The organism is Burkholderia sp. MSMB1588 (assembly GCF_001546925.1).
In the GTDB taxonomy this organism is placed as follows: domain Bacteria; phylum Pseudomonadota; class Gammaproteobacteria; order Burkholderiales; family Burkholderiaceae; genus Burkholderia; species Burkholderia humptydooensis.
On the sequence record NZ_LNJS01000001.1, the window covers coordinates 180,439 to 200,582 of the forward strand.

19 protein-coding genes and 1 pseudogene are annotated in these 20,144 nt (G+C 69.4%); 9 read left to right on the top strand and 11 right to left on the bottom strand.

The genetic code is table 11. The features are described from left to right. Positions 1-265: 265 nt before the first annotated feature. Genes WS92_RS12605 through WS92_RS12615 form a run of 3 tightly spaced genes read left to right on the top strand, consistent with a single transcriptional unit; the run spans position 266 to position 2,276 of the window. Positions 266-928, top strand: coding sequence for a LemA family protein (locus tag WS92_RS12605; protein ID WP_059930534.1), 663 nt, complete (start codon positions 266-268; stop codon positions 926-928). Beyond that, a complete protein-coding gene (locus tag WS92_RS12610; protein ID WP_059930532.1) occupies positions 925-1,779 on the top strand; it encodes a TPM domain-containing protein in 855 nt (284 codons plus the stop codon). Before WS92_RS12605 ends, WS92_RS12610 begins: the two co-directional genes overlap by 4 nt. Next, the gene (locus WS92_RS12615) at positions 1,779-2,276 is read left to right on the top strand and encodes a TPM domain-containing protein (protein WP_059930530.1); all 498 of its coding nucleotides are present in this window, start codon (positions 1,779-1,781) and stop codon (positions 2,274-2,276) included. Before WS92_RS12610 ends, WS92_RS12615 begins: the two co-directional genes overlap by 1 nt. A 39-nt stretch (positions 2,277-2,315) precedes the next feature. Here WS92_RS12615 and glmS read toward each other — a convergent pair whose 3' ends face one another. Beyond that, positions 2,316-4,148, bottom strand: a complete 1,833-nt coding sequence (gene glmS, locus WS92_RS12620) for a glutamine--fructose-6-phosphate transaminase (isomerizing) (RefSeq protein ID WP_015601271.1) — start codon at positions 4,146-4,148, stop codon at positions 2,316-2,318. Between the two features lie 62 nt (positions 4,149-4,210). Continuing rightward, entirely contained in the window at positions 4,211-5,572 is a 1,362-nt protein-coding gene (gene glmU, locus WS92_RS12625) for a bifunctional UDP-N-acetylglucosamine diphosphorylase/glucosamine-1-phosphate N-acetyltransferase GlmU (protein ID WP_015602180.1), read from the bottom strand. 291 nt (positions 5,573-5,863) lie between these two features. Here glmU and WS92_RS36565 point away from each other — a divergent pair. Beyond that, positions 5,864-5,995, top strand: a pseudogene (locus WS92_RS36565) (alkaline phosphatase family protein); the annotation flags it as partial. A 65-nt stretch (positions 5,996-6,060) separates the two neighbouring features. On the opposite strand, the gene ttcA reads toward WS92_RS36565, so the two are convergent. The 3 genes from ttcA to WS92_RS12640 form a co-directional block, all read right to left on the bottom strand. Then, complete coding sequence (gene ttcA / locus WS92_RS12630) at positions 6,061-7,056, bottom strand: tRNA 2-thiocytidine(32) synthetase TtcA (protein ID WP_006024282.1); 996 nt, start codon at positions 7,054-7,056, stop codon at positions 6,061-6,063. Continuing rightward, a complete protein-coding gene (locus WS92_RS12635; protein ID WP_059930528.1) occupies positions 7,053-7,457 on the bottom strand; it encodes a dihydroneopterin aldolase in 405 nt (134 codons plus the stop codon). Before WS92_RS12635 ends, ttcA begins: the two co-directional genes overlap by 4 nt. An 81-nt stretch (positions 7,458-7,538) precedes the next feature. Continuing rightward, positions 7,539-8,366, bottom strand: a complete 828-nt coding sequence (locus tag WS92_RS12640; protein ID WP_059930526.1) for an SDR family NAD(P)-dependent oxidoreductase — start codon at positions 8,364-8,366, stop codon at positions 7,539-7,541. A gap of 13 nt (positions 8,367-8,379) precedes the next feature. Here WS92_RS12640 and WS92_RS12645 point away from each other — a divergent pair, with 13 nt between their 5' ends. Both WS92_RS12645 and WS92_RS12650 read left to right on the top strand, forming a co-directional pair. Further along, positions 8,380-9,570, top strand: a complete 1,191-nt coding sequence (locus WS92_RS12645) for a class I SAM-dependent methyltransferase (RefSeq protein WP_059930524.1) — start codon at positions 8,380-8,382, stop codon at positions 9,568-9,570. Positions 9,571-9,588: 18 nt separating this feature from the next. Then, a complete protein-coding gene (locus WS92_RS12650) occupies positions 9,589-9,783 on the top strand; it encodes a DUF2905 domain-containing protein (protein ID WP_006024286.1) in 195 nt (64 codons plus the stop codon). A gap of 108 nt (positions 9,784-9,891) precedes the next feature. Here the strand turns inward: WS92_RS12650 and WS92_RS12655 are convergent, their stop codons facing one another. The 6 genes from WS92_RS12655 to WS92_RS12680 form a co-directional block, all read right to left on the bottom strand. Continuing rightward, the gene (locus tag WS92_RS12655; RefSeq protein WP_006024287.1) at positions 9,892-10,116 is read right to left on the bottom strand and encodes a hypothetical protein; all 225 of its coding nucleotides are present in this window, start codon (positions 10,114-10,116) and stop codon (positions 9,892-9,894) included. A 165-nt stretch (positions 10,117-10,281) separates the two neighbouring features. Then, positions 10,282-11,190 carry a carbohydrate kinase family protein gene (locus WS92_RS12660; protein ID WP_059930521.1) on the bottom strand — a complete coding sequence of 303 codons (909 nt, stop codon included), beginning with the start codon at positions 11,188-11,190 and terminating at the stop codon, positions 10,282-10,284. After that, the gene (locus WS92_RS12665) at positions 11,187-12,617 is read right to left on the bottom strand and encodes an AGE family epimerase/isomerase (RefSeq protein WP_006024289.1); all 1,431 of its coding nucleotides are present in this window, start codon (positions 12,615-12,617) and stop codon (positions 11,187-11,189) included. The genes WS92_RS12660 and WS92_RS12665 overlap by 4 nt, the downstream gene beginning before the upstream one ends. Then, positions 12,614-13,633 (bottom strand): LacI family DNA-binding transcriptional regulator, encoded by a 1,020-nt coding sequence (locus tag WS92_RS12670; protein WP_015601005.1) that lies wholly within the window; start codon positions 13,631-13,633, stop codon positions 12,614-12,616. Before WS92_RS12670 ends, WS92_RS12665 begins: the two co-directional genes overlap by 4 nt. Before the next feature lie 172 nt (positions 13,634-13,805). After that, positions 13,806-15,365, bottom strand: coding sequence for a methyl-accepting chemotaxis protein (locus tag WS92_RS12675; RefSeq protein ID WP_059930520.1), 1,560 nt, complete (start codon positions 15,363-15,365; stop codon positions 13,806-13,808). A 184-nt stretch (positions 15,366-15,549) separates the two neighbouring features. After that, positions 15,550-16,590, bottom strand: a complete 1,041-nt coding sequence (locus tag WS92_RS12680; protein ID WP_059930518.1) for a bile acid:sodium symporter family protein — start codon at positions 16,588-16,590, stop codon at positions 15,550-15,552. A gap of 378 nt (positions 16,591-16,968) precedes the next feature. Here WS92_RS12680 and WS92_RS35780 point away from each other — a divergent pair, with 378 nt between their 5' ends. The 3 genes from WS92_RS35780 (at position 16,969) to WS92_RS12695 (ending at position 20,060) form a co-directional block, all read left to right on the top strand. Continuing rightward, positions 16,969-17,454, top strand: a complete 486-nt coding sequence (locus WS92_RS35780; protein ID WP_043281943.1) for a hypothetical protein — start codon at positions 16,969-16,971, stop codon at positions 17,452-17,454. A gap of 408 nt (positions 17,455-17,862) precedes the next feature. Beyond that, on the top strand, positions 17,863-18,939 hold the full coding sequence (locus tag WS92_RS12690) for a porin (protein ID WP_059930516.1): 1,077 nt from the start codon (positions 17,863-17,865) through the stop codon (positions 18,937-18,939). 158 nt (positions 18,940-19,097) lie between these two features. Further along, a complete protein-coding gene (locus tag WS92_RS12695) occupies positions 19,098-20,060 on the top strand; it encodes a LysR family transcriptional regulator (RefSeq protein WP_015602416.1) in 963 nt (320 codons plus the stop codon). Positions 20,061-20,144: the final 84 nt, after the last annotated feature.

Genomic DNA, 20,144 nt, shown 5'->3' on the forward strand with positions numbered 1-20,144 from the left:
TCAATCGAGCCCCGTTGCATGCGCGCCGGCCGACACATGCTGAGGCTCGGCCGCCGAGCGGGCCCAAAAACGGCGGCGGGATATCGCGTACGATTCTTGCTGTCTCGCCGCGCAGGTCGACCATTGACGCAAATCAAGTGGATCAGGAACCGCATACGTAGCATCGATTCGAAGCCTGTGCGGCGATTCGCGGGCGATGGCTCGAGACGAGCCGTCGGCGGCCGGCGCCGCGCCTTCCCCGGCGAACTGCAATGGAGATGGCAGAATGCGACATCACTCTTCGGGCCCGCGTCCCGCCGCGACGTGGATGCGTCTGATCGGCGCCGCGCTGCTGGCGGCGCTCGCATTCGCATTGTCCGGTTGCGGCTACAACGCGATTCAGGTGCAGGACGAGCAGGTGAAGGCGAGCTGGTCGGAGGTGCTGAATCAGTATCAGCGCCGCGCGGATCTCGTGCCGAATCTCGTCAATACCGTGAAGGGCTATGCGAATCAGGAGCGCGACGTGCTCACGCGCGTGACCGAGGCGCGCGCGCAGGTCGGCTCGATTCGCGCGACGCCGGAGCTGCTGTCCGACCCGCAGGCGTTCGCGAAATTCGAGGCCGCGCAGGGGCAACTGACGTCGTCGCTGTCTCGGCTGCTCGTCGTGTCCGAGAACTATCCGCAGTTGAAGTCCGATGCGAACTTTCGCGATCTGCAGGCGCAGCTCGAAGGCACCGAGAACCGCATCACGGTCGCGCGCAATCGCTACATCCGCTCGGTGCAGGCGTACAACACGACGATTCGCTCGTTCCCGAGCAACCTGACCGCGATGGCGTTCGGCTACCAGGAAAAACCGAACTTCTCGGTCGCGAACGAAGCGGAGATCTCGAAGCCGCCGCGCGTCGACTTCGGGACCACGCCCGCGCCGGCCGCCGGAGCGTCGAATTGAAGGGCTTGTTCCGCGCGGCGTGCTTCGCGGTCCTCACGTTCCTGTCGATCGGCGGCGGCGCCTGCCGCGCCGAGCAGCCGGTGCCGCCGCTCGCCGCGCGCGTGACGGACGAGACAGGCACGCTGACGGCCGCCGAACGCGCGGCGCTCGAACAGTCGCTGAAGGATTTCGAAGCGCGCAAGGGCAGCCAGATCGCGGTGCTGATCGTGCCGACGACGCAGCCCGAGACGATCGAGCAGTATTCGATCCGCGTCGTCGAGCAATGGAAGCTCGGCCGAGCGAACGTCGACGACGGCGCGCTCCTCATCGTCGCGAAGAACGACCGCACGCTGCGCATCGAGGTCGGCTACGGGCTCGAAGGCGTGCTGACCGATGCGACGAGCCACCGGATCATCGACGAGATCATCGTGCCGAGCTTTCGGCGCGGCGATTTCTACGGCGGCATCTCGGCGGGCGTCGGCAGCATGATGCGCGTGATCGAAGGCGAGCCGCTGCCGCCGCCGCGCGCGCGTCGCGGCGATACAGGCGGGCTCGGCCGCCTGCTGCCGCTGCTGTTCGTGATGACGATCGTCGCGGGCGGCGTGCTGCGCGCGATATTCGGGCGGCTCGCGGGCTCGGTCGTCACGGGCGGCGTGGTGGGCTTCGTCGCGTGGCTGTTGTCCGGCGCGCTCTTCGTTGCGATCGCGGCGGCCGCGATCGCGCTTTTCTTCACGCTGCTCGGCGGCGGGATGGGCGCGCGCGTCGGCGGGCCGTTCATCGGCGGGCGCGGCGGCGGCTGGGGCGGCGGGAGCGACGGCTTTCGCGGCGGCGGCGGCGGGTTCGGCGGCGGCGGCGCGTCCGGGAGGTGGTGATGGATATCGCACGAATCGCGAGGCACCTGTCGATGACGCGCTGGCGCGTCGGCGCGGCGTTTCCGAAACGCACGCTCGGCAAGATCGAGCGCGCGATCGTCGCGAGCCACGGGAAGCACGTCGGCCAACTGCGGTTCGCGGTCGAAGGCGCGCTGCACGTGTCGATGCTCTTGCGCGGAATGACCGCACGCGAGCGCGCGATCGATGTGTTCTCCGAACTGCGCGTGTGGGACACCGAGCACAACAACGGCGTGCTCATCTATCTGTTGCTCGCCGATCACGACGTCGAGATCGTCGCCGATCGCGGGATTCATGCGCGTGTCGACAGCGACGACTGGGAGAAGGCGTGCCGCGAGATGGAAGCGGAATTCCGCCGAGGCCGCTTCGAGGCGGGCTCGATTCACGGGATCGAGGCCGTCACCGCGTTGCTCGCGCGGCACTATCCGTCGCGCCGCGCGCCGGGCGACGAGTTGTCGAGCGCGCCCGTCGTGCTGTGAGCCGCGTGCCGTGCCGCCGTGCGCTCGCGCGGCGAGCGATTATTCCACCGTCACCGACTTCGCGAGATTGCGCGGCTTGTCGACGTCGGTGCCGCGCGCGCATGCGGTGTGATACGCGAGCAACTGCAGCGGCACGACGTGCAGGATCGGCGACAGCGGCCCGTAATGCTCGGGCATCCGGATCACGTGCAGCCCCTCGTCGTTGACGATGTGCGTGTCCGCGTCGGCGAACACGTACAGCTCGCCGCCGCGCGCGCGCACCTCCTGCATGTTCGATTTCAGCTTTTCGAGCAGCGTATCGTTCGGCGCGACCGTCACGACCGGCATCGCCTCCGTCACGAGCGCGAGCGGCCCGTGCTTCAGCTCGCCCGCCGGATACGCTTCCGCGTGGATGTACGAGATCTCCTTGAGCTTCAGCGCGCCTTCGAGCGAGATCGGGTAGTGCAGCCCGCGGCCGAGGAACAGAGCGTTCTCCTTGCGCGCGAATTCTTCGGACCACGCAATGATCTGCGGCTCGAGCGCGAGCACGCTGTTGAGCGCGGCGGGCAGGTGGCGCAACTGCTTCAGGAAGTCGGCCTCGCGGGCCGCGTCGACGTGGCCGCGCAGCTTGCCGAGCGTCGCCGCGAGCACGAACAGCGCGACGAGCTGCGTCGTGAACGCCTTCGTCGACGCGACGCCGATCTCGGTGCCCGCGTGCGTGAGGAATTGCAGCTCGGTCAGGCGCACCATCGCGCTCGTCGCGACGTTGCAGATCGCGAGCGTGTGCGCGTGGCCGAGCGCCTGTGCGTGCTTGAGCGCGGCGAGCGTGTCGGCCGTCTCGCCCGATTGCGAGATCACGACGACGAGCGCGCGCGGGTTCGGCACCGATTCGCGGTAGCGGTATTCGCTTGCGATCTCGACTTGCGTCGGGATTTTCGCGATCGATTCGAGCCAGTACTTCGCGGTGAGGCCCGAGTAGTAGCTCGTGCCGCACGCGAGGATCAGCAGGCTGTCGATATCGGCGAACACGCCGCTTGCGTTGCCGCCGAACAGCGAAGGATCGAACGCTTCGGTTTGCGCAATCGTATCGGCGATCGCGCGCGGCTGCTCGAAGATTTCCTTCTGCATGAAGTGCCGGTACGGGCCCAGCTCGACCGCGCCGCCATATGCGGCGACGACGCGCACGTCGCGCGCCGCGCGCGCGCCGTCGCGATCGACGATCGTCACGCCCGCGAGCGTCAGCTCGCAGACGTCGCCTTCCTCGAGGAACGTGAAGCGATCGGTGCTGCCCGCGAGCGCGAGCGCGTCGGACGCGAGGAAGTTCTCGTGCTCGCCGAAGCCGACGACGAGCGGCGAGCCCTGGCGCGCGCCGACGACGGTATGCGGCTCGTCCTTGTGCGCCACCGCGATCGCGTATGCGCCGTGCAACTGCTTGACGGCTTCCTGAACGGCTGCGAACAGATTGCCGCGATAGAGGCTGTGGATCAGGTGCGCGATGACTTCGGTGTCGGTCTGCGACACGAACTCGTAGCCCTTCGCGCGCAGCGCTTCGCGCAGCGGCTCGAAGTTCTCGATGATGCCGTTGTGCACGAGCGCGAGCGCGTTCGACGAGAAGATCGGATGCGCATTGTGCGTGACGGGCGCGCCGTGCGTCGCCCAGCGCGTATGCGCGATGCCTGTCGCGCCTTCGAGATGCGATTCGCGCACCTGCGCATCGAGATCGGCGACGCGCGCGACGCTGCGCGCGCGCTTCGGCGCACCCGGCGCAGGGGCGCCGGCATCGAGCACCGCGACGCCGCACGAGTCGTAGCCGCGATACTCGAGACGGCGCAGTCCTTCGATCAGCACTGGAACGATGTTACGTTGCGCAACTGCGCCGACAATCCCGCACATGAAAATCTATCCTCGAAACTCGACAATGATGCGGGCGCGCCGCTGCGCGCCCGAAAAACGGTTCAGCTCTTCTTCTTGACGGGGCGCACGTAGCCGCTTTTCGCGGTCTGCGTCTTGTCGTTCAGCACGAGCATGCCTTCGGCGACGTCCTTCCATACGGTCGTGCCCGCCGCGATCGTCACGCCGCGGCCGACGCGCACGGGCGCGACGAGCTGCGTGTCCGAGCCGACGAACACGTCGTCCTCGATGATCGTGCGGAACTTGTTCGCGCCGTCGTAGTTGCAGGTGATCGTGCCCGCGCCGACGTTCACGCGCGCGCCGATGTCCGCGTCGCCGAGATAGGTCAGATGGTTCGCCTTCGAGCCGTGGCCGAGCGTCGCGTTCTTCACCTCGACGAAGTTGCCGACGTGCGCTTCGTCGGCGAGCACCGCGCCCGGGCGCAGCCGCGCGTATGGGCCGACGACCGTGTGCGCGCCGAGCGTCGCGCCGTCGAGATGCGAGAACGCGTCGACGCGCGCGCCCGCGGCGATCGCCGCGTTGCGGATCACGCAGTTCGCGCCGATCGCCACGCCGTCGGCAAGCGTCACGTCGCCCTCGAACACGCAGTTCACGTCGATCGACACGTCGCGCCCGCACACGAGCTTGCCGCGCACGTCGATGCGCGCCGGATCGGCGAGCGTGACGCCTGCGGCGAGCAGCGCGTCGGCCAGGTTGCGCTGGTGAATGCGCTCGAGCTCGGCGAGCTGAGCCTTGCTGTTCACGCCGAGCGTCTCCCATTCGTCGTCCGGCTGCGTCGTGACGATCTCGAAGCCCGCTTCGATCGCCTGCTCGACGACGTCGGTCAGGTAGTACTCGCCCTGCGCGTTGTCGTTGCCGAGCGCGCCGAGCCACATCGACAACTGCGCGGTTGGCGCGATGACGATGCCCGTGTTGATCTCGGCGATCTTCAGCTCGTCGGCCGACGCGTCCTTCTGCTCGACGATGCGCGTGACGCACCCGGCCTGATCGCGCACGATGCGCCCGTAGCCCGTCGGATCGTCGAGCGTGACGGTCAGCACGCCGTAGCGGGCGTCGGTCGCGGCGTCGACGAGGCGCTTGAGCGTCGCCGTGCGCGTGAGCGGCACGTCGCCGTACAGCACGAGCGTCGGCTGCGACGGATCGAGCAGCGGCAGCGCCTGGCGCACCGCGTGCCCCGTGCCGAGCTGCTGCTCCTGCACCGCGAACTGCACGTCGGGCGCGGCGACGGCCGTGCGCACCCGCTCGGCGCCGTGGCCGATCACGACGACGAGCCGGGACGGCGCGAGCGCGCGGGCGGTATCGATCACGTGGGAGAGAAGGGGCCTGCCGGCCAGAGGATGAAGCACTTTCGGCAGCGCCGAACGCATGCGCTTGCCGGTGCCTGCCGCCAAAATCACGATATTCATGGCGCCAGTTTCGTAGGGAGAGTTCGAAGCTGGCCATTCTAGCATGCAGGCCCTCTCCGGCCGCTGAGGCTCGCCGCGAGCCACGTGTCGACCCACTCGCGAATCGGTGTCGTCGTCAGCGGCGCGTCACACGCGCAACGCGAGACTCCCGCTCGCATGACGCGACGGCGGATCGGCGAGCTGAACCGATCGCGCCACGCGCGGTTTCAGGGAGGGAGTGTGAATCAGGATCAGGGCAATGCGTCCGCGCGTTTCAAGACGCGCCGGCGTCTCATCAGTGTCAACGATCCGACGGGCGCGGTGCTGCTGTCGCCGTTCATCATGGGCGGCACGGTCAGCAACGCGCCGTACAACCACTATGCGCTGCTGAAGAGCATCGAGGGCGCGTTCGGGCTGCCGTATCTCGGCTATGCGGGAGCAAGCCTGGCGCGCCGCTGTTCGTTACGCGTGCGTTTCGTTCAACGGCGGCGCGCGCCGGGAATGACGGATTACAGATCGTCGAACTGCACGATCGACACGGACTTCGCGCCGCCCGGCGCGAGCGCGTCGGTGCCGCACGGGTCCTCGTCGAACGCGATGTCGCCGTTCGGATCGGCTTCGCCCGTCGCGCGCAGTCCGGCGAACGGGAACAGTTGCGCGTCCATCAGGTGCGACGGCACGACGTTCGCAAGTGCGTTGAACATGTTGTCGACGCGGCCCGGGAAGCGCTTGTCCCAATCGCGGATCAGCGCCTTCATTTCCGCGCGCTTCAGGTTCGGCTGGCTGCCGCACAGGTTGCACGGAATGATCGGGAATTCGCGCAGCTCCGCGTATTTCTCGAGATCGGTTTCCTTCGCGTAGGCGAGCGGACGGATCACGACGTTCCTGCCGTCGTCCGATTGCAGCTTCGGCGGCATCCCTTTCAGCTTGCCGCCGTAGAACATGTTGAGGAGCAGCGTCTGCACGATGTCGTCGCGATGGTGGCCGAGCGCGATCTTCGTCGCGCCGAGCTCGCCCGCGACGCGGTACAGGATCCCGCGGCGCAGCCGCGAGCACAGCGAGCAGGTGGTCTTGCCTTCGGGCACGAGGCGCTTCACGATGCTGTACGTGTCCTGGTTCTCGATGTGGAACGGCACGCCGATCTTCGTCAGGTACTCGGGCAGCACGTGCTCCGGAAAGCCCGGCTGCTTCTGGTCGAGGTTCACCGCGACGATGTCGAAATCGATCGGCGCGCGCTCGCGCAGCCGCAGCAGGATGTCGAGGAGCGCGTAGCTGTCCTTGCCGCCCGACAGGCAGACCATCACCTTGTCGCCGTGCTCGATCATGTTGTAGTCGCCGATCGCCTGGCCGACCTGGCGCACGAGCCGCTTGAACAGCTTGTTGTTCTCGTACGCTTCCTTCTGCTCGCGGCGCGTGAGCGCGCGGCGGCCGATCTCGGCCGTGTTCGCTTCGACGGCGGCGGCCGCGTCGGCTTCGTTCAGATGCGGGGTGTGGGGCGCATTCATGCTCGCTCCTCGTCCTTGATGCGAAATACTTCGACGCCGACGGCGTCGCAATCGGGATAGGCGTCCGGCTTTTCGGTGGAGACGCGCACCGCGCGCACCGCGTCGTGCGCGAGCAGGCTCGTTGCGATCGCGTCGCAGAGCGTTTCCTGCAGATGAATGTGGCCGCGCGCGACGCACTGCGCGACGTTTTGCTTCATCAGATCATAGTCGACGACTTCGCGCAGCCTGTCCTCGACTGGCGTCGTCAGCGCGAGCGGCACGAACAGGTCGACGTTGATGACGACGCGCTGTTCGCCGCGCTTCTCGTGCTCGAAGGCGCCGATGTTCATGTACACCTCGTGATTGCGCAGGTAGAGCCTGCGGCAATCGGCGAGCCTGGGATGCAGGAGGGCGGCAAACATGGTCGTTCCAGTCAAAGGGTGAAGCATGCAAAGGGGCGCGGCCGGGCGCGGCGTCGAGATGTCCGCACGGGGCCGCGCCCGTCAATTCCGTTCGTCCGCGGGCGGCGCGAGATGCTCGCCGCCGTCGACGGTCAGCGTCGCGCCCGTCACGCCGGGCGCGTCCGCGAGATAGCACGCGGCGTCGGCGATGTCGCGCGCGCGCGGCGCACGCCCGCATGCGAGGCCGACGACCCGCACCTTCGGCGCGAGCGCGAGCGCCTGCGCGGTCGTCGCGCGGTGCAGCGCGGCTTGCGCGAGCGAGTGCGACAGGCGCTCGGGCGCCGGATGAAACAGCGTCTCGTCCAGCAGATGGATCACGACCGCGCGCTCGCGCTCGTCATCGCGCGCGGCGTCGGGCGTCGCGTCGGCGAGCGCGCGCGCGAGCACGAGCGGCGCGGCGACGCCGCGCGCCATCGCGCCCGCGAGCGACGCGTAGCCGACGTCGTGCGCGTTGTCCGCGACGCCCGCGGCCTGCGCGACGACGCAGGTCGGCCGGCCGAGCGCCGCGTCGCAGGCGGCGACGAGCCGCGCGACATCCGCTTCCACGGACAGATCGGCGACGAGCACCGCCGCGCGGCGGCCGAGCGCCTCGACTTCGACGGCGAGCGCGGCGGCCGCGCGGGCTTCGTCGCCCGCGGCGGCCGCGAGCGCGACGTCCCAGCCGCGTCGCGCGAAGCCGACGGCGAGCGCGTGTCCGACGGCCGCGGTGCCGGGCGCGGGCCGCGCGGCGGCGGGCGTCTGCTGCGCGCTCGCCCGCGCGGCTTCGGCGGCGCCCGCTTGCACGGCGCCCGTCTGCACGGCGCCCGTAATCAGCACGACCCGCGCGGAGCGGGCCGCGGATGTGTCGCAGGTGTCGGCTGGGGCGGTCATTTACAATGCCGGGATGAATCCGAAAGCTCACGAACCCGCTAGTTTACCCGTTCCCGGCCCCGACGCGCTCGCGCAGTCCGACGCGCTCGCCGCTTCGCTGCGCGCCGAAATCGCCGCGGCGGGCGGCTGGATCCCGTTTTCGCGCTATATGGAGCGCGTGCTGTATGCGCCGGGCATCGGCTACTACAGCGGCGGCGCGCAGAAATTCGGCCGGCGCGCCGACGACGGCAGCGATTTCGTGACCGCGCCCGAACTGTCGCCGCTCTTCGCGCGGACGCTCGCGCGCCCCGTCGCGCAGGCGCTCGGCGCGAGCGGCACGCGGCGCGTGATGGAATTCGGCGCGGGCACGGGCAAGCTCGCGGCGGGGTTGCTGAACGCGCTCGCCGCGCTCGGCGTCGAGCTCGACGAATATGCGATCGTCGATTTGTCCGGCGAACTGCGCGCGCGTCAGCGCGAGACGCTCGCCGCGCACGCGCCCGGTCTCGCCGCGCGCGTGCGCTGGCTCGATGCGCTGCCCGAGCGCTTCGAGGGCGTCGTTGTCGGCAACGAAGTGCTCGACGCGATGCCGGTGCAACTCGTCGCGAAACAGGCGCACGGCTGGCGCGAGCGCGGCGTGTCGGTCGACGACGCGGGCGCGTTCGTGTTCGCCGACCGGCCGCTCGCGCGCGCCGAAGACGCGGCGCGGCTCGCGGAACTCGACGCCGACGAAGGCTACGTGACCGAGACGCACGAGGCGGCGGCGGCGTTCGTGCGCACGGCCTGCGCGATGCTCGGGCGCGGGGCGGCGTTTTTCATCGACTACGGCTTTCCGGGTCACGAGTACTATCACCGGCAGCGCGCGCAGGGCACGCTGATGTGCCACTACCGGCACCGCGCGCATGGCGATCCTTTCGTCTATCCGGGGCTGCAGGACATCACCGCGCACGTCGAATTCAGCGCGATCTACGAGGCGGGTGTCGGCGCGGGCGCGGATCTGCTCGGCTATACGTCGCAGGCGCGCTTCCTGCTGAACGCGGGCATCACCGACGTGCTCGCCGAAATCGACCCGTCCGACGCGCAGCATTTCCTGCCCGCCGCGAACGCGGTGCAGAAGCTGATTTCCGAGGCGGAGATGGGCGAGCTCTTCAAGGTGATCGCGTTCTCGCGCGGCATCGGCGGCACGCTCGACGCGTTCGCGCGCGGCGACCGCTCGCACACGCTGTAGCCGGCCGGACGCGACGCGATGCTGCGCTGGCTGCTCACCACGTTCATCGCCGTGATGGTGCTCGCGCGCGCGTGGCCGTGGCTCGCGAAGCTCGGCGTCGGGCGGCTGCCGGGCGACGTGACATTGCGGCTCGGCTCGCGCGTCTATCCGTTTCCGTTCATGTCGACGCTCGTGATCATGGGCATCGTGTCGGTGATCGCGCGGCTCTGGTGACGCCGGCGCCTGGGCGGCCGACGCCGCGTTCGGACGACCCGAGGCCCGGGCGCGGCGGGCGTGCGCGCAACCGGCCGCCTGTCGCGCACCGCGCCGCCCGCGCTCGCGTTACAGCTCGAGCTCGCCGAGAATCCGGTGCGCGAGCGCCTTCGCTTCGTCGAACGCTTCCGCCTCGTTCGCGCTCGTCGCTTCGACCTCGTAGAGCGTGTTGTCGGGCGTGCCGCCTTCGTCCCGGGACAGGATCACGTAGCCCTGGAAGCGTCCGTTATCCGTCTTGCGGGTGTGCGCCTTGGCCGTGTAAAGGCCCTTCGTGTAGGTGTTGCCGCCGTCCATGATGCCTCTCCCGAGAAAGGACGCTCCCATCGTAGCATTCCGACGCCGCGCTTTCAGCGGCGGCAAAAACGCGCGGCGGGCGAGCGGGGCCGCGCGCGCATGGGCGGCCGGGAGCGGGCGCCCGAAGACGGCATCGGGCGGCGCGCCGCGCCGCCGGCGCTCGCGTCACGCCGCGACGAGCGCGACGACTTCGTCGAGCGTCGGCGCGTGCGCGCCCGTGTGCCGGCACGCCGCCGCGCCCGCCGCGAGCGCGAACGACAGATGCGCGCGCCAGCCGCGCTCCGGCACCGTCATCAGGCTGAACAGCAGGCCGCCGATCGTCGCGTCGCCCGCGCCGACCGTATCGGCGACCTCGATGCGCGGCGGCTGCGCGTCGAGCGTCTCGCCGCCCGCGTAGAGCGTCGCCGTGTCGGGCCCGCGCGTGACGAGCAGCGCCGCATGCGGATTGAGCGCGCGCAGCCGCGCGATCGCGCTTGCTTCGTCATCGCCCGCGAACAGGTGGCACAGGTCTTCGTCGGACACCTTGATCAGATCGGCGAGCTCGGCCATCCTCGCGAGCGTCGGCCGGTAGCCGTCCGTCATCAGGTTCCGGTAGTTCGGATCGAAGCTGATCTTCACGCCCGCTTCGCGCAGCTCCGCGGCGAGCGCGACGAGCGTCGACGCGAGCGGCTCGCGCACGAGGCTGATGCAGCCGAAATGCGCCCACTTCACATGCTCGCGCCAGCCGTCGGGCAGCCGTTTCGGATCGAACGCGAGATCGGCGCTGTTTTCGCCGATGAAGAAATAGGCGGGCGGCTGCGTCTCGTGGACGATCGCGAGGAGCGGCGCGCGCTCGACGCGCTGCAGGAAGCGCAGATCGAGGCCGGCCGCCTCGCTTTCGCGCCACAGCTCGTCGGAGAAGCAGTCGCGGCCCACCGCGCCCGCGCACGCGCTCGGCGCGCCGAGCCGCGCGACCGCGCGCGCGACGTTCCAGCCGGCGCCGCCCGGGCGCGACGTCCAGTGCGCGCCGCCCGTGCGGACCATGTCGGTGAGAATGTCGCCCGCCGACACGAATTGCGGAAATCCTGCGCTCATCGAACTTCTCCGTTGCGGCGGCGCGCGGCGCCGTCGCCTTTGTCGCTGTTGTCGTTGCTGCCGTCGTTCCTGGCGTTGCCACCGTGCCCGTTGCCGCGCGCAGCGGGCGCGGCCTGGCCGTCGCCCCCCGCGCCGTCGCCCGCGCGCGCGCCGCGACCGCCGTCGTCGCGTGTCGACGCGAGCGCGTGCAGCACTTCGTAGCACGCGCCCATCGTGTGGTAGTCGGTCTTGCCGGCCGGGCTCTTTTCGTCGCTGTACTTGCGGTTGTCGCAGGTGAGGATCCGGTACCATGCGCCGTGGCGGTGATCGACGAAGTGCGCCCAGCTATAGCGCCAGATCTCGTCGTACCAGTCCCAGAAGCGCTCGCTGCCGGTGCGCTGCGCGAGCAGCGCGGCCGCCGCGAAGCTCTCCGCTTGCACCCAGAAGTACTTGTCGTGGTCGCACACCGTGTAGTCCGGCCCGAAGCCGTAGCAGAGGCCGCCGTGATCGCTGTCCCACGCGTGCGAGAACGCCGCGTCGAACAGCTCGATCGCGCGCGGCGCGAGCCAGTCGAGCGGGCGGTGACGCTCGAGAATCAGCAGCAGCTTCGCCCATTCGGTCTGGTGGCCGGGCTGGAAGCCCCACGGCCGGAAGATGTTCGAGCTGTCTTCCTTGTTGTATTCCCAATCGATCGACCAGTCCGCGTGGAAATGCTCCCACACGAGCCCCTGCGACAGCGCGGCCTGCCGCTGCACGATGTTCGTCGCGATCTTCTCCGCGCGATCGAGATATGTCAGATGGCCCGTCGCCTCGTATGCGGCGAGGAGCGCTTCCGTCGCATGCATGTTCGCGTTCTGGCCGCGGTAGCTCGACACGGTCCAGTTCGGCGTCGCGTCGTCCGCGTAGAGGCCCGCCGCGCGATCCCAGAAGCGATGCTCCATCAGGTCGAACGTATGCGCGATGAGCGGCTTCGCCTCTTCGACGCCAGCCATTGCCGCATGCGCGGCCGCGAGCAGCACGAACGCGAGCCCGTAGCAGTGGCGCGTGCCGTCGCGTGTCGCGCGCTTCTCGCCGTCGCGCCATTCGATCTCCCAGTCGTAGCCTTCGTGCCCGGCGTCCCAGTGCGCGTCGCGCAAAAAGCGCAGCCCGTGGCGCACGTGGTCGAGATCGCGCGCGTCGCCGAAGTGGCGGTACGCCATCGCATAGTTGAAGACGAAGCGGCAACTGCTGACGAGATGGCGCGTCGTGCGGTCGTAGATGCTGCCGTCGTCGCGGAAGAAGTGGTGGAAGCCGCCCGTCGGGTCGAACGCGTGCGGCGCGTAGAAGCGCAGCGTGTCCTCGACATGCGCGATGAGGAACTGCGGGTCGCGGAAGCTCGCGACGTATGGCGCGGTGGCGTGCGGCGCGCCGGGAGCCGGGCGGGGAGCGGGCGTGGCTGAGGTCGTCATGATCCGAGTACCGGGGTGAGGGCGCGCGGCGTGCGTGCGGCGCCCGCGCTGCTGGCCCGCGCGACGAGCCGCACGGGGAGGCTGAGTTCGGTTTGCGCGGGCGAATCGGCGAGCAGCAGCTCGACGCCTTGCCGGCCGAGCGCCTCCTTGTCGATCGCGAGCGTCGTGAGAGGCGGCGCCGCGTGCGTGGCGGCCGGGATGTCGTCGAAGCCGACGAACGCGATGTCCTCGGGCACGCGCACGCCGCGCTCGACGCACACGCGCATCGCGGCGAGCGCGGCCGCGTCGTTGTATGCGAACACCGCGTCGGGCAGCGGGCCGCCCGCGTCGAGCAACTGCCGCATCGCGTTCGCCGCGCCGGCGTCGGGGCCGAGGCTCGTGTCGATCGACAGCTCGAGCGACGGATCGAACAGCATGCCCGCGTCGAAGAACGCGCGGCGATAGCCGAGCGCGCGCTGCGCGATGCTGTAGTGCGCGAGCGAGCCGCCGATGAACGCGACGCGCCGGCGGCCCGATGCGAACAGGTGATGCATCGCGAGCGCCGCGCCGCCCGCGTTGTCGACGTTGATCGAGCGCAGGCCGGGCGCGCGGATGTCGATGAGGACGAGCGGCCGGCCCGTCGCGGCGAGCGCTTCGAGCGTCTCCGGCTCCATGAAGCCCGCGACCGCGATCGCGTCGGGCGCGTGCGGGCGCATCTGGCGGAGCACGTCGTCGGTCGGGCCCGTCGTCAGCAGCGTCGGCACGATGCCGCGCTCGCGGCATGCGTCCTCGACGCCGTGCAGCACGTGCGAGAAGAACGGCGTCGTCGCGAAGTTGTTGTGCTGGCGGTGCAGCAGGAACGTGAGCCGCTTGATCCGCGGGCGCAATTGCGTCGGATCGTAGTTCATGCGGTGCGCGATCTGGACGATGCGCGCGCGCGTCGCCTCGGACAGGCCAGGCTGATTCTTGAGCGCGCGCGACACGGTGCCGATCGACACGTTGGCCGCCTGCGCGACGTCGCGAATGGTGGTGCCCATCGTTTTGAGCCGGGATGTTTAGAGTGTTGGCGATTGTATAGTAAAAATCGCCGCAAAACGCTCCGGCATTGCGCGGAATCGGCTTATAAGTGCTTATGTATAAACGGTAAATACAGCCATAATCGTTTACTAAAAATACTAAACAAGGCGATTGCGCCGAGGCGGGCGGCGCTTACGCCGCGACCCGGAAGATCGCGGCCGCCTCGCGCAGCGCGGCCGCCTCGCCGGCGAGCGCGCCCGCGGCGCTCGCCGCCTTCTGCACGAGCAGCGCGTTGTGCTGCGTCATCTCATCCATCTGCGCGACCGCGCGGTTCACCTGATCGATGCCGCTGCGCTGCTCGTCGGACGCGTGCGAGATCTCGTCGACGAGCGTCGCGACCTGCCGCACCGACGCGAGCATGCCGACGATCGTGCCGCCCGCGGCCTTCACCGTGTCCGCGCCGAGCTCGACTTCGCCCGTCACGTCGGCGATCAGCGCCGAGATCTCCTTCGCCGCCTGCGCGCTGCGGTGCGCGAGGCCGCGCACTTCCTGCGCGACGACCGCGAAGCCGCGCCCCGCCTGACCGGCGCGCGCCGCCTCGACGGCCGCGTTCAGCGCGAGCAGGTTGGTCTGGAACGCGATGCCCTCGATCGTCGACGAGATGCTGCGGATCTGCCGCGAGCGCACCGACAGCGCCTCCATCCGCGCGATCGCATCGCGCGCGGCGGCGTCGCCCTGCTCGGCCTGCGTCGACGCGGCGAGCGCGAGCGAGCTCGCCTGGCGTGCGTGATCCGCGTTCGTGCGCACCGTCGCCGCGAGCTGCTCCATGCTGCTCGCCGTCTGCTGCAGGCCGGCCGCGTGTTCGTCGGTGCGGCGCGACAGGTCGTGGTTGCCGTGCGCGATGTCGGACGTCGCGTGCGCGATCGCGTCGGCCGCGCGCTGCAGCGTGCCGATCGTCGCCGCGAGGCGCGTGCGCATCGCGTGCATCGCATGCAGCACGCTGCCGGACGCGGCGCCGGCGGCGCGCACGTCGAGCGCGAGATTGCCGGACGCGATCTCGTTCGCGACGCTCGCCGCGTAGTCGGGCTCGCCGCCCAACTGTCGCGCGAGCGCGCGCGCCATCGCCGCGCACAGGATCGCGACGGCGGCGACGCCCGCGAGCACGCAGAGCGCGACCGCCCACTGGACGAGCCGCGCGACGCCGCGCGCGCGATCGTACGCGCGCTGCGCGGCCTCGAGCTGCCCCTGGCGCAGTTGCGCGGCCTCGCCCTTCACGCGTTGCGCGACGGGATCGAGCGTCTGCGTGACGACCCATTGCGCTTCGGACAGGTTGTTCGCCTTGAGCAGATCGACCGCGGGCCGGATGCCCTTGTCGCGCAACGTCGCCCAGTCGGCGGCGAGGCGCTCGGCCTGCTCGCGCTCGGCGCCGGCGCGCGGCGTCGCGCGGAAGTCGGCGAGCAGGCGATCGATCGCGTCGATGTCGCGCGCCGACGCCGCGGCGACCGCCTCCGTTTTCGCGGCGGACGGATCGAGCACCGCGTCGCCGACCGCGTAGCGCGTCTGCGTGACGAGCTCGTCGATCGACGAGATCCGCTGCAGCGTCTTCGCGCGATCTTCGAAGACGTGCGCGAGCGCGTCGCCGACGCGCGCGACGCCGGCGAGGCCGATGCCGCCGGCGGCGGTGAGCACGAGGACGACGACCGCGACGAGGGCGCGCAGACGGGTCTTGACGGTGAGGCGGGTGGTGTTCATCGGGTGGTTCCGGAAGCGGCGCGCCGCGCTCGTGACGCGCCGGGCCGTGACGAGAAGCCGGCTTAACGGCGTCGCGGAACCAGGGTTGAATGAATTTTTCGTGAAGCGACGCCCCGCTTTGGGGCGTCGGCCGCCGGGGAGGCGGCGGCGCGGCCGAAGCAGCCCGCTTCGCCGCGCCCGTCGCTCAGCGCTTCGCCGCGCTCGCGCCCGAGCCAAGCGGCCGGCCGCCACGCGCGCCCGTGGGCCGCTCGCGGCTCGTATCGCGCGCGCCCCAGCGCTGCGCGAGCGCCGCGCAGGTCATCAACTGGATCTGATGGAACAGCATCAGCGGCAGCACGACCGCGCCCACGGCGTGCGCGGCGAAGATCACCTTCGCCATCGGCACGCCGGCCGCGAGGCTCTTTTTCGAGCCGCAGAAGATGATCGTGATCTGGTCCGCGCGGTTGAAGCCGAGCCGCTTGCTGACGATCGTCGTGACCGCGAGCGCGATCGCGAGCAGCACGACGTTGACGACGACGAGGCCCGCGAGCGCGGTCGCCGGAATCTGGTGCCAGAGCCCTTCGTTCACCGCCTCGCTGAACGCGACGTAGACGACGAGCAGGATCGAGCCCTGATCGACGAAGCGCAGCACGCCGCGGTTGCGCTCGATCCAGCGGCCGATCACGGGCCGCAGCAACTGGCCGGCGATGAACGGCACGAGCAGTTGCATCACGATCGCGCCGATCGTGCTCCACGGCGACGCGGTCGCGCCCGTGCCCTGCGTCGACACCATCACGCCGACGAGCGCCGGCGTGACGAAAATGCCGAGCAGGCTCGATGCGGACGCCGAGCAGACGGCGGCCGGCACGTTGCCCTTCGCGATCGACGTGAACGCGATCGACGATTGCACGGTCGACGGCAGCGTGCAGAGAAACAGCACGCCGGCGTACAGTGCGGGCGTGACGAGCGGCGTGAGCACGGGCTTGAGCACGAGGCCAAGCAGCGGGAACAGCGCGAACGTGCTGAGCAGCACGACCGCGTGCAGCCGCCAGTGCGTCGCGCCCGCGATGATTGCCTCGCGCGACAGCTTCGCGCCGTGCAGGAAGAACAGCAGGCCGACCGCGACGTCGGTCGCCCAGTTGAATGCGTGCGCGGCTGCGCCGCGGCACGGCAGGAAGCTCGCGAGCACGACGGTGCCGACGAGCGCGAGCGTGAAGTTGTCGGGAACGAAGCGGGAGCGCGCCATCTCGGGTCTCGATCGAATGCGGTGGAAGCGCCGGCGGCCCGCGGGCGGCGCGGCGGTTGTCGGCCTGATATTGTCGCGGCCGGCGATTGAATAGGCAAATTCATTCGAAGAATCGATTGATGATTTAAATGCATGCCGATGCACGCTGCCGGCACATTGGAACCTTACGGCGGAAACGGTCGAAAACGGGCGGCGCGCATGCGCCGGAAACGTATGCGGGATCGGCAAAAGCCGTGCAGTAACACGGTGTTACACCGATGCTTTTGGTCTAACACTTTTGCGCTCGACACGTTTTCGCCTCGCCCATAAATTACCGCTGAAAGGCTTGCGCGCGATTCAGGTGCGCGCGCGGGCAAAAAAGCCAGCAGCAGACCAATCATGATGACGGAACGGGCAGTACGGAAGATCGGGCAATGGGCGGCGGGCGCGATGTGCGCGCTCGCAGCGACGCTCGCCTTCGCGCAGCCGCCGCACGGCGGCGGGCCCGGTTTCGGCAGCGGGCGCGGCGGCGCGCCGTACATGGCGGGCAGCGGGGGCGGCTGGCGCAGCGCGCCCGGCTATCTGCAGGCGGCGCCGCACGGCGGCGACGCGCGGATCGGCGTGAACGGCTATCGCCAGCGCTGGGGGCTGCGCCCGACGCCGTCGTATGGCCGCTACGCGGCGCAAAACCCGTACCGGCCGATCAGCGCCGAGGCGCGCCAGGCGCCGCACGCGCCGGGCTCGGCCAACCTGCCGATGCGCGCCGGCTCGATCCGCGCCGACGTCGCGCGCTACAACGAGGAGCGCGGCGGCCGTCCCGCGCCGGCGCCGAGGCAGGACGAAGCCCCGCGCGTGCCGTTTTTCGCGCCGTTCTACCGCAACTGAGCGCCGGGCCGGCGGCCGCGCTCGCCGCCGGCTGATGCAAATCCGCGACACTCGCGCGAAATCCTGCCTCGCATTTCCTTGATTACGCTATCTTTCGCGCCTCGTTGCGAGGACGACGCGCGCACGCCGGCGTTTTCTCCGCGTTCGAACCGCCGCCCGCGATCGTCGCCGGCGCGCGTTCCGCGCGCGCAGGAAAGCCGTTCGTCAGTTTGAAACCGGTGAGCCGATCGCCGACACCCGACAAATCGCCGGGAAGTTAACGCTGACGCTATATCCGCAATAAGTCCCTCCTTTTTTGACCGGAAAAATGGCTCGGGAAGATGGCGACGCCCCCCGAACGGCATCGCGTCTTCCTGGCGTCGCCCGCCCGTTCGCCTCGCTTCCGTTGGACGACAATCTGGAGATCACATGAAGTCAACCGTCAGCCGCGCGCTGCAAACCACTTTCGCGTGCGTCGCCGTCGCGGCGCTGGCCGCGGGCGCATCGGGCGCTCGCGCGCAATCGAGCGTTCAGCTCTACGGGCAAGTCGACGAATGGATCGGCGCGCAGAAATTCCCGGGCGGGCAGCGCGCGTGGGGCGTGCAGGGCGGCGGGATGTCGACGTCGTACTGGGGGCTGCGCGGCACCGAGGATCTCGGCGGCGGCTATCAGGCGATCTTCACGCTCGAGGATTTCTTTCGCGCGCAGAACGGCCGTTACGGCCGCTTCGACGGCGACACGTTCTTCGGCCGCAACGCATACGTCGGACTCGCGACCCCGTACGGCACCGTGCGCGCGGGGCGTCTGACGACGCAGCTCTTCATCTCGACGATCCTCTTCAATCCGTTCATCGATTCGTACGTGTTCTCGCCGATGGTGTACCACGTGTTCCTCGGGCTCGGCACGTTCCCGACGTACACGACCGATCAGGGCGTCGTCGGCGATTCGGGCTGGAACAACGCGATCGACTACACGAGCCCGAGCTTCGGCGGCTTCAACGCGGCCGCGATGTACGCGTTCGGCAACACGGCGGGCGACAACCGCTCGAAGAAGTGGAGCGGCCAGTTGAATTATTCGAACGGCCCGTTCGCGGCGACGGCGGTCTATCAATACGTGAACTTCAACGGCGGCCCGGGCGACCTCGGCGCGCTCGTGTCCGGCATGAAGAGCCAGGGCGTCGCGCAGGTCGGCCTGTCGTATGACTTCAAGCTTGCGAAGATTTACGCGCAATATATGTATACGAAGAACGAGCGGAACGCCGGAAGCTGGCACGTGAACACCGCGCAAGGCGGCGTGTCGGTGCCGCTCGGGCCGGGCAGCGCGCTCGCGTCGTACGCATATTCGCGCGATTCGGGCGGGCTCGATCAGACGCATCGCACATGGGCGCTCGGCTACGACTATCCGCTGTCCAGGCGCACCGACGTGTATGCCGCCTACATGAACGATCGCTACTCGGGCATGTCGAGCGGCGACACGTTCGGCGCGGGAATTCGTGCGAAGTTCTAACGAATGGGGTGCCGGGCGCGCGCCGCCCGGGCGATGCAGGGAAAAGTGAGCGGCGTCACATTAGCGGCGCCGTTTTGCCTTTTTTGACGTTTTCAATTCACCAGCTTTGTTACAGTTGCTTGCGATTGCATAATTCCTCTCGATTGCGAGCATTTCGGATGGATACCCTCGTCAGCATGAATGTGTTTCGCTATGTCGTCGAAGTTGGCAGCTTCGTCGGCGCGGCCGAACGCATGGAGATGTCGGCGGCGATGGCGAGCAAGCACGTGATGCATCTCGAGCACCAGCTCGGCGCGCGTCTTTTGCATCGCACGACGCGCCGCGTCGCGCCGACGGAGGCGGGACGCGAATACTACGAGCGGCTCGTGCAGGCGCTCACCGAACTCGACGAGGCCGGGCAGGCGGTGGGCGCCGCGAGCGTCGTGCCGCAAGGGCGGCTGCGCGTGACGTCGCTGTCCGCGTTCGGGCTGCGGCACGTGATGGACGCGGTGACGTCGTATGCGCAGCGCTACGCCGACGTGACGGTCGAGATCACGCTGTCCGATCGCGTCGTCGAGCTGATCGACGAAGGCTACGACGTCGCGGTGCGCGCGGCGCCCACGGGCATGAAATCGTCGTCGCTCGTCGCGCGGCAGATCGCGACCGCGCACATCGTGCTCGTCGCGTCGCCCGACTATCTCGCGAAGCACGGCACGCCGGCGACGATCGCCGATCTCCAGCATCACAGCTTCATTCGCCGCGAGCCGAACGAGACGCTGATCGACGCGGCGATCTCCGACGTCGCGGCCGCTTCGCGTGTGCCGCTGTCGGGCAACGTGATCGTCAATCATCTCGAAGGGCTGCGCGTCGCGGTGCTGGGCGGCGCGGGCATCGCGCTCCTCGGCACCGAAGTGGTCGGCGAGGACATCGAGTCCGGCCGCCTCGTGCCGCTGCTGCTCGATGCGCTGCCGCCGCGCGAGCTGCCGATCTACGCGGTGTACGCGAGCCGCCGGCACGTGTCGGCGAAGGTGCGCTCGTTCGTCGATTTCCTCGCCGATCGCTTCGCCGGCCAGTCGCTGTGCCCGTCGATCGACGAGCGGCTGCGGCAGATCGCGATGCCGCGGATGAAGCGGCTCGGATGACGCGCGCGGGCGCCGCGCGCGCCGCGTAGCGACGAAAAAAAGCGGACCGTGCGGTCCGCATCAGACTGAAGACGAACCCTCGCA

What these genes read in the sequence shown, in the direction of transcription:
- WS92_RS12605 (WP_059930534.1), top strand. Translation starts at nt 266, where the DNA reads ATGCGACATCACTCTTCGGGCCCGCGTCCCGCCGCGACGTGGATGCGT.
- WS92_RS12615 (WP_059930530.1), top strand. Translation starts at nt 1,779, where the DNA reads ATGGATATCGCACGAATCGCGAGGCACCTGTCGATGACGCGCTGGCGC.
- glmS (WP_015601271.1), bottom strand. Translation starts at nt 4,148, where the DNA reads ATGTGCGGGATTGTCGGCGCAGTTGCGCAACGTAACATCGTTCCAGTG.
- glmU (WP_015602180.1), bottom strand. Translation starts at nt 5,572, where the DNA reads ATGAATATCGTGATTTTGGCGGCAGGCACCGGCAAGCGCATGCGTTCG.
- ttcA (WP_006024282.1), bottom strand. Translation starts at nt 7,056, where the DNA reads ATGAATGCGCCCCACACCCCGCATCTGAACGAAGCCGACGCGGCCGCC.
- WS92_RS12635 (WP_059930528.1), bottom strand. Translation starts at nt 7,457, where the DNA reads ATGTTTGCCGCCCTCCTGCATCCCAGGCTCGCCGATTGCCGCAGGCTC.
- WS92_RS12640 (WP_059930526.1), bottom strand. Translation starts at nt 8,366, where the DNA reads ATGACCGCCCCAGCCGACACCTGCGACACATCCGCGGCCCGCTCCGCG.
- WS92_RS12645 (WP_059930524.1), top strand. Translation starts at nt 8,380, where the DNA reads ATGAATCCGAAAGCTCACGAACCCGCTAGTTTACCCGTTCCCGGCCCC.
- WS92_RS12650 (WP_006024286.1), top strand. Translation starts at nt 9,589, where the DNA reads ATGCTGCGCTGGCTGCTCACCACGTTCATCGCCGTGATGGTGCTCGCG.
- WS92_RS12655 (WP_006024287.1), bottom strand. Translation starts at nt 10,116, where the DNA reads ATGGACGGCGGCAACACCTACACGAAGGGCCTTTACACGGCCAAGGCG.
- WS92_RS12660 (WP_059930521.1), bottom strand. Translation starts at nt 11,190, where the DNA reads ATGAGCGCAGGATTTCCGCAATTCGTGTCGGCGGGCGACATTCTCACC.
- WS92_RS12665 (WP_006024289.1), bottom strand. Translation starts at nt 12,617, where the DNA reads ATGACGACCTCAGCCACGCCCGCTCCCCGCCCGGCTCCCGGCGCGCCG.
- WS92_RS12670 (WP_015601005.1), bottom strand. Translation starts at nt 13,633, where the DNA reads ATGGGCACCACCATTCGCGACGTCGCGCAGGCGGCCAACGTGTCGATC.
- WS92_RS12675 (WP_059930520.1), bottom strand. Translation starts at nt 15,365, where the DNA reads ATGAACACCACCCGCCTCACCGTCAAGACCCGTCTGCGCGCCCTCGTC.
- WS92_RS12680 (WP_059930518.1), bottom strand. Translation starts at nt 16,590, where the DNA reads ATGGCGCGCTCCCGCTTCGTTCCCGACAACTTCACGCTCGCGCTCGTC.
- WS92_RS35780 (WP_043281943.1), top strand. Translation starts at nt 16,969, where the DNA reads ATGATGACGGAACGGGCAGTACGGAAGATCGGGCAATGGGCGGCGGGC.
- WS92_RS12690 (WP_059930516.1), top strand. Translation starts at nt 17,863, where the DNA reads ATGAAGTCAACCGTCAGCCGCGCGCTGCAAACCACTTTCGCGTGCGTC.
- WS92_RS12695 (WP_015602416.1), top strand. Translation starts at nt 19,098, where the DNA reads ATGGATACCCTCGTCAGCATGAATGTGTTTCGCTATGTCGTCGAAGTT.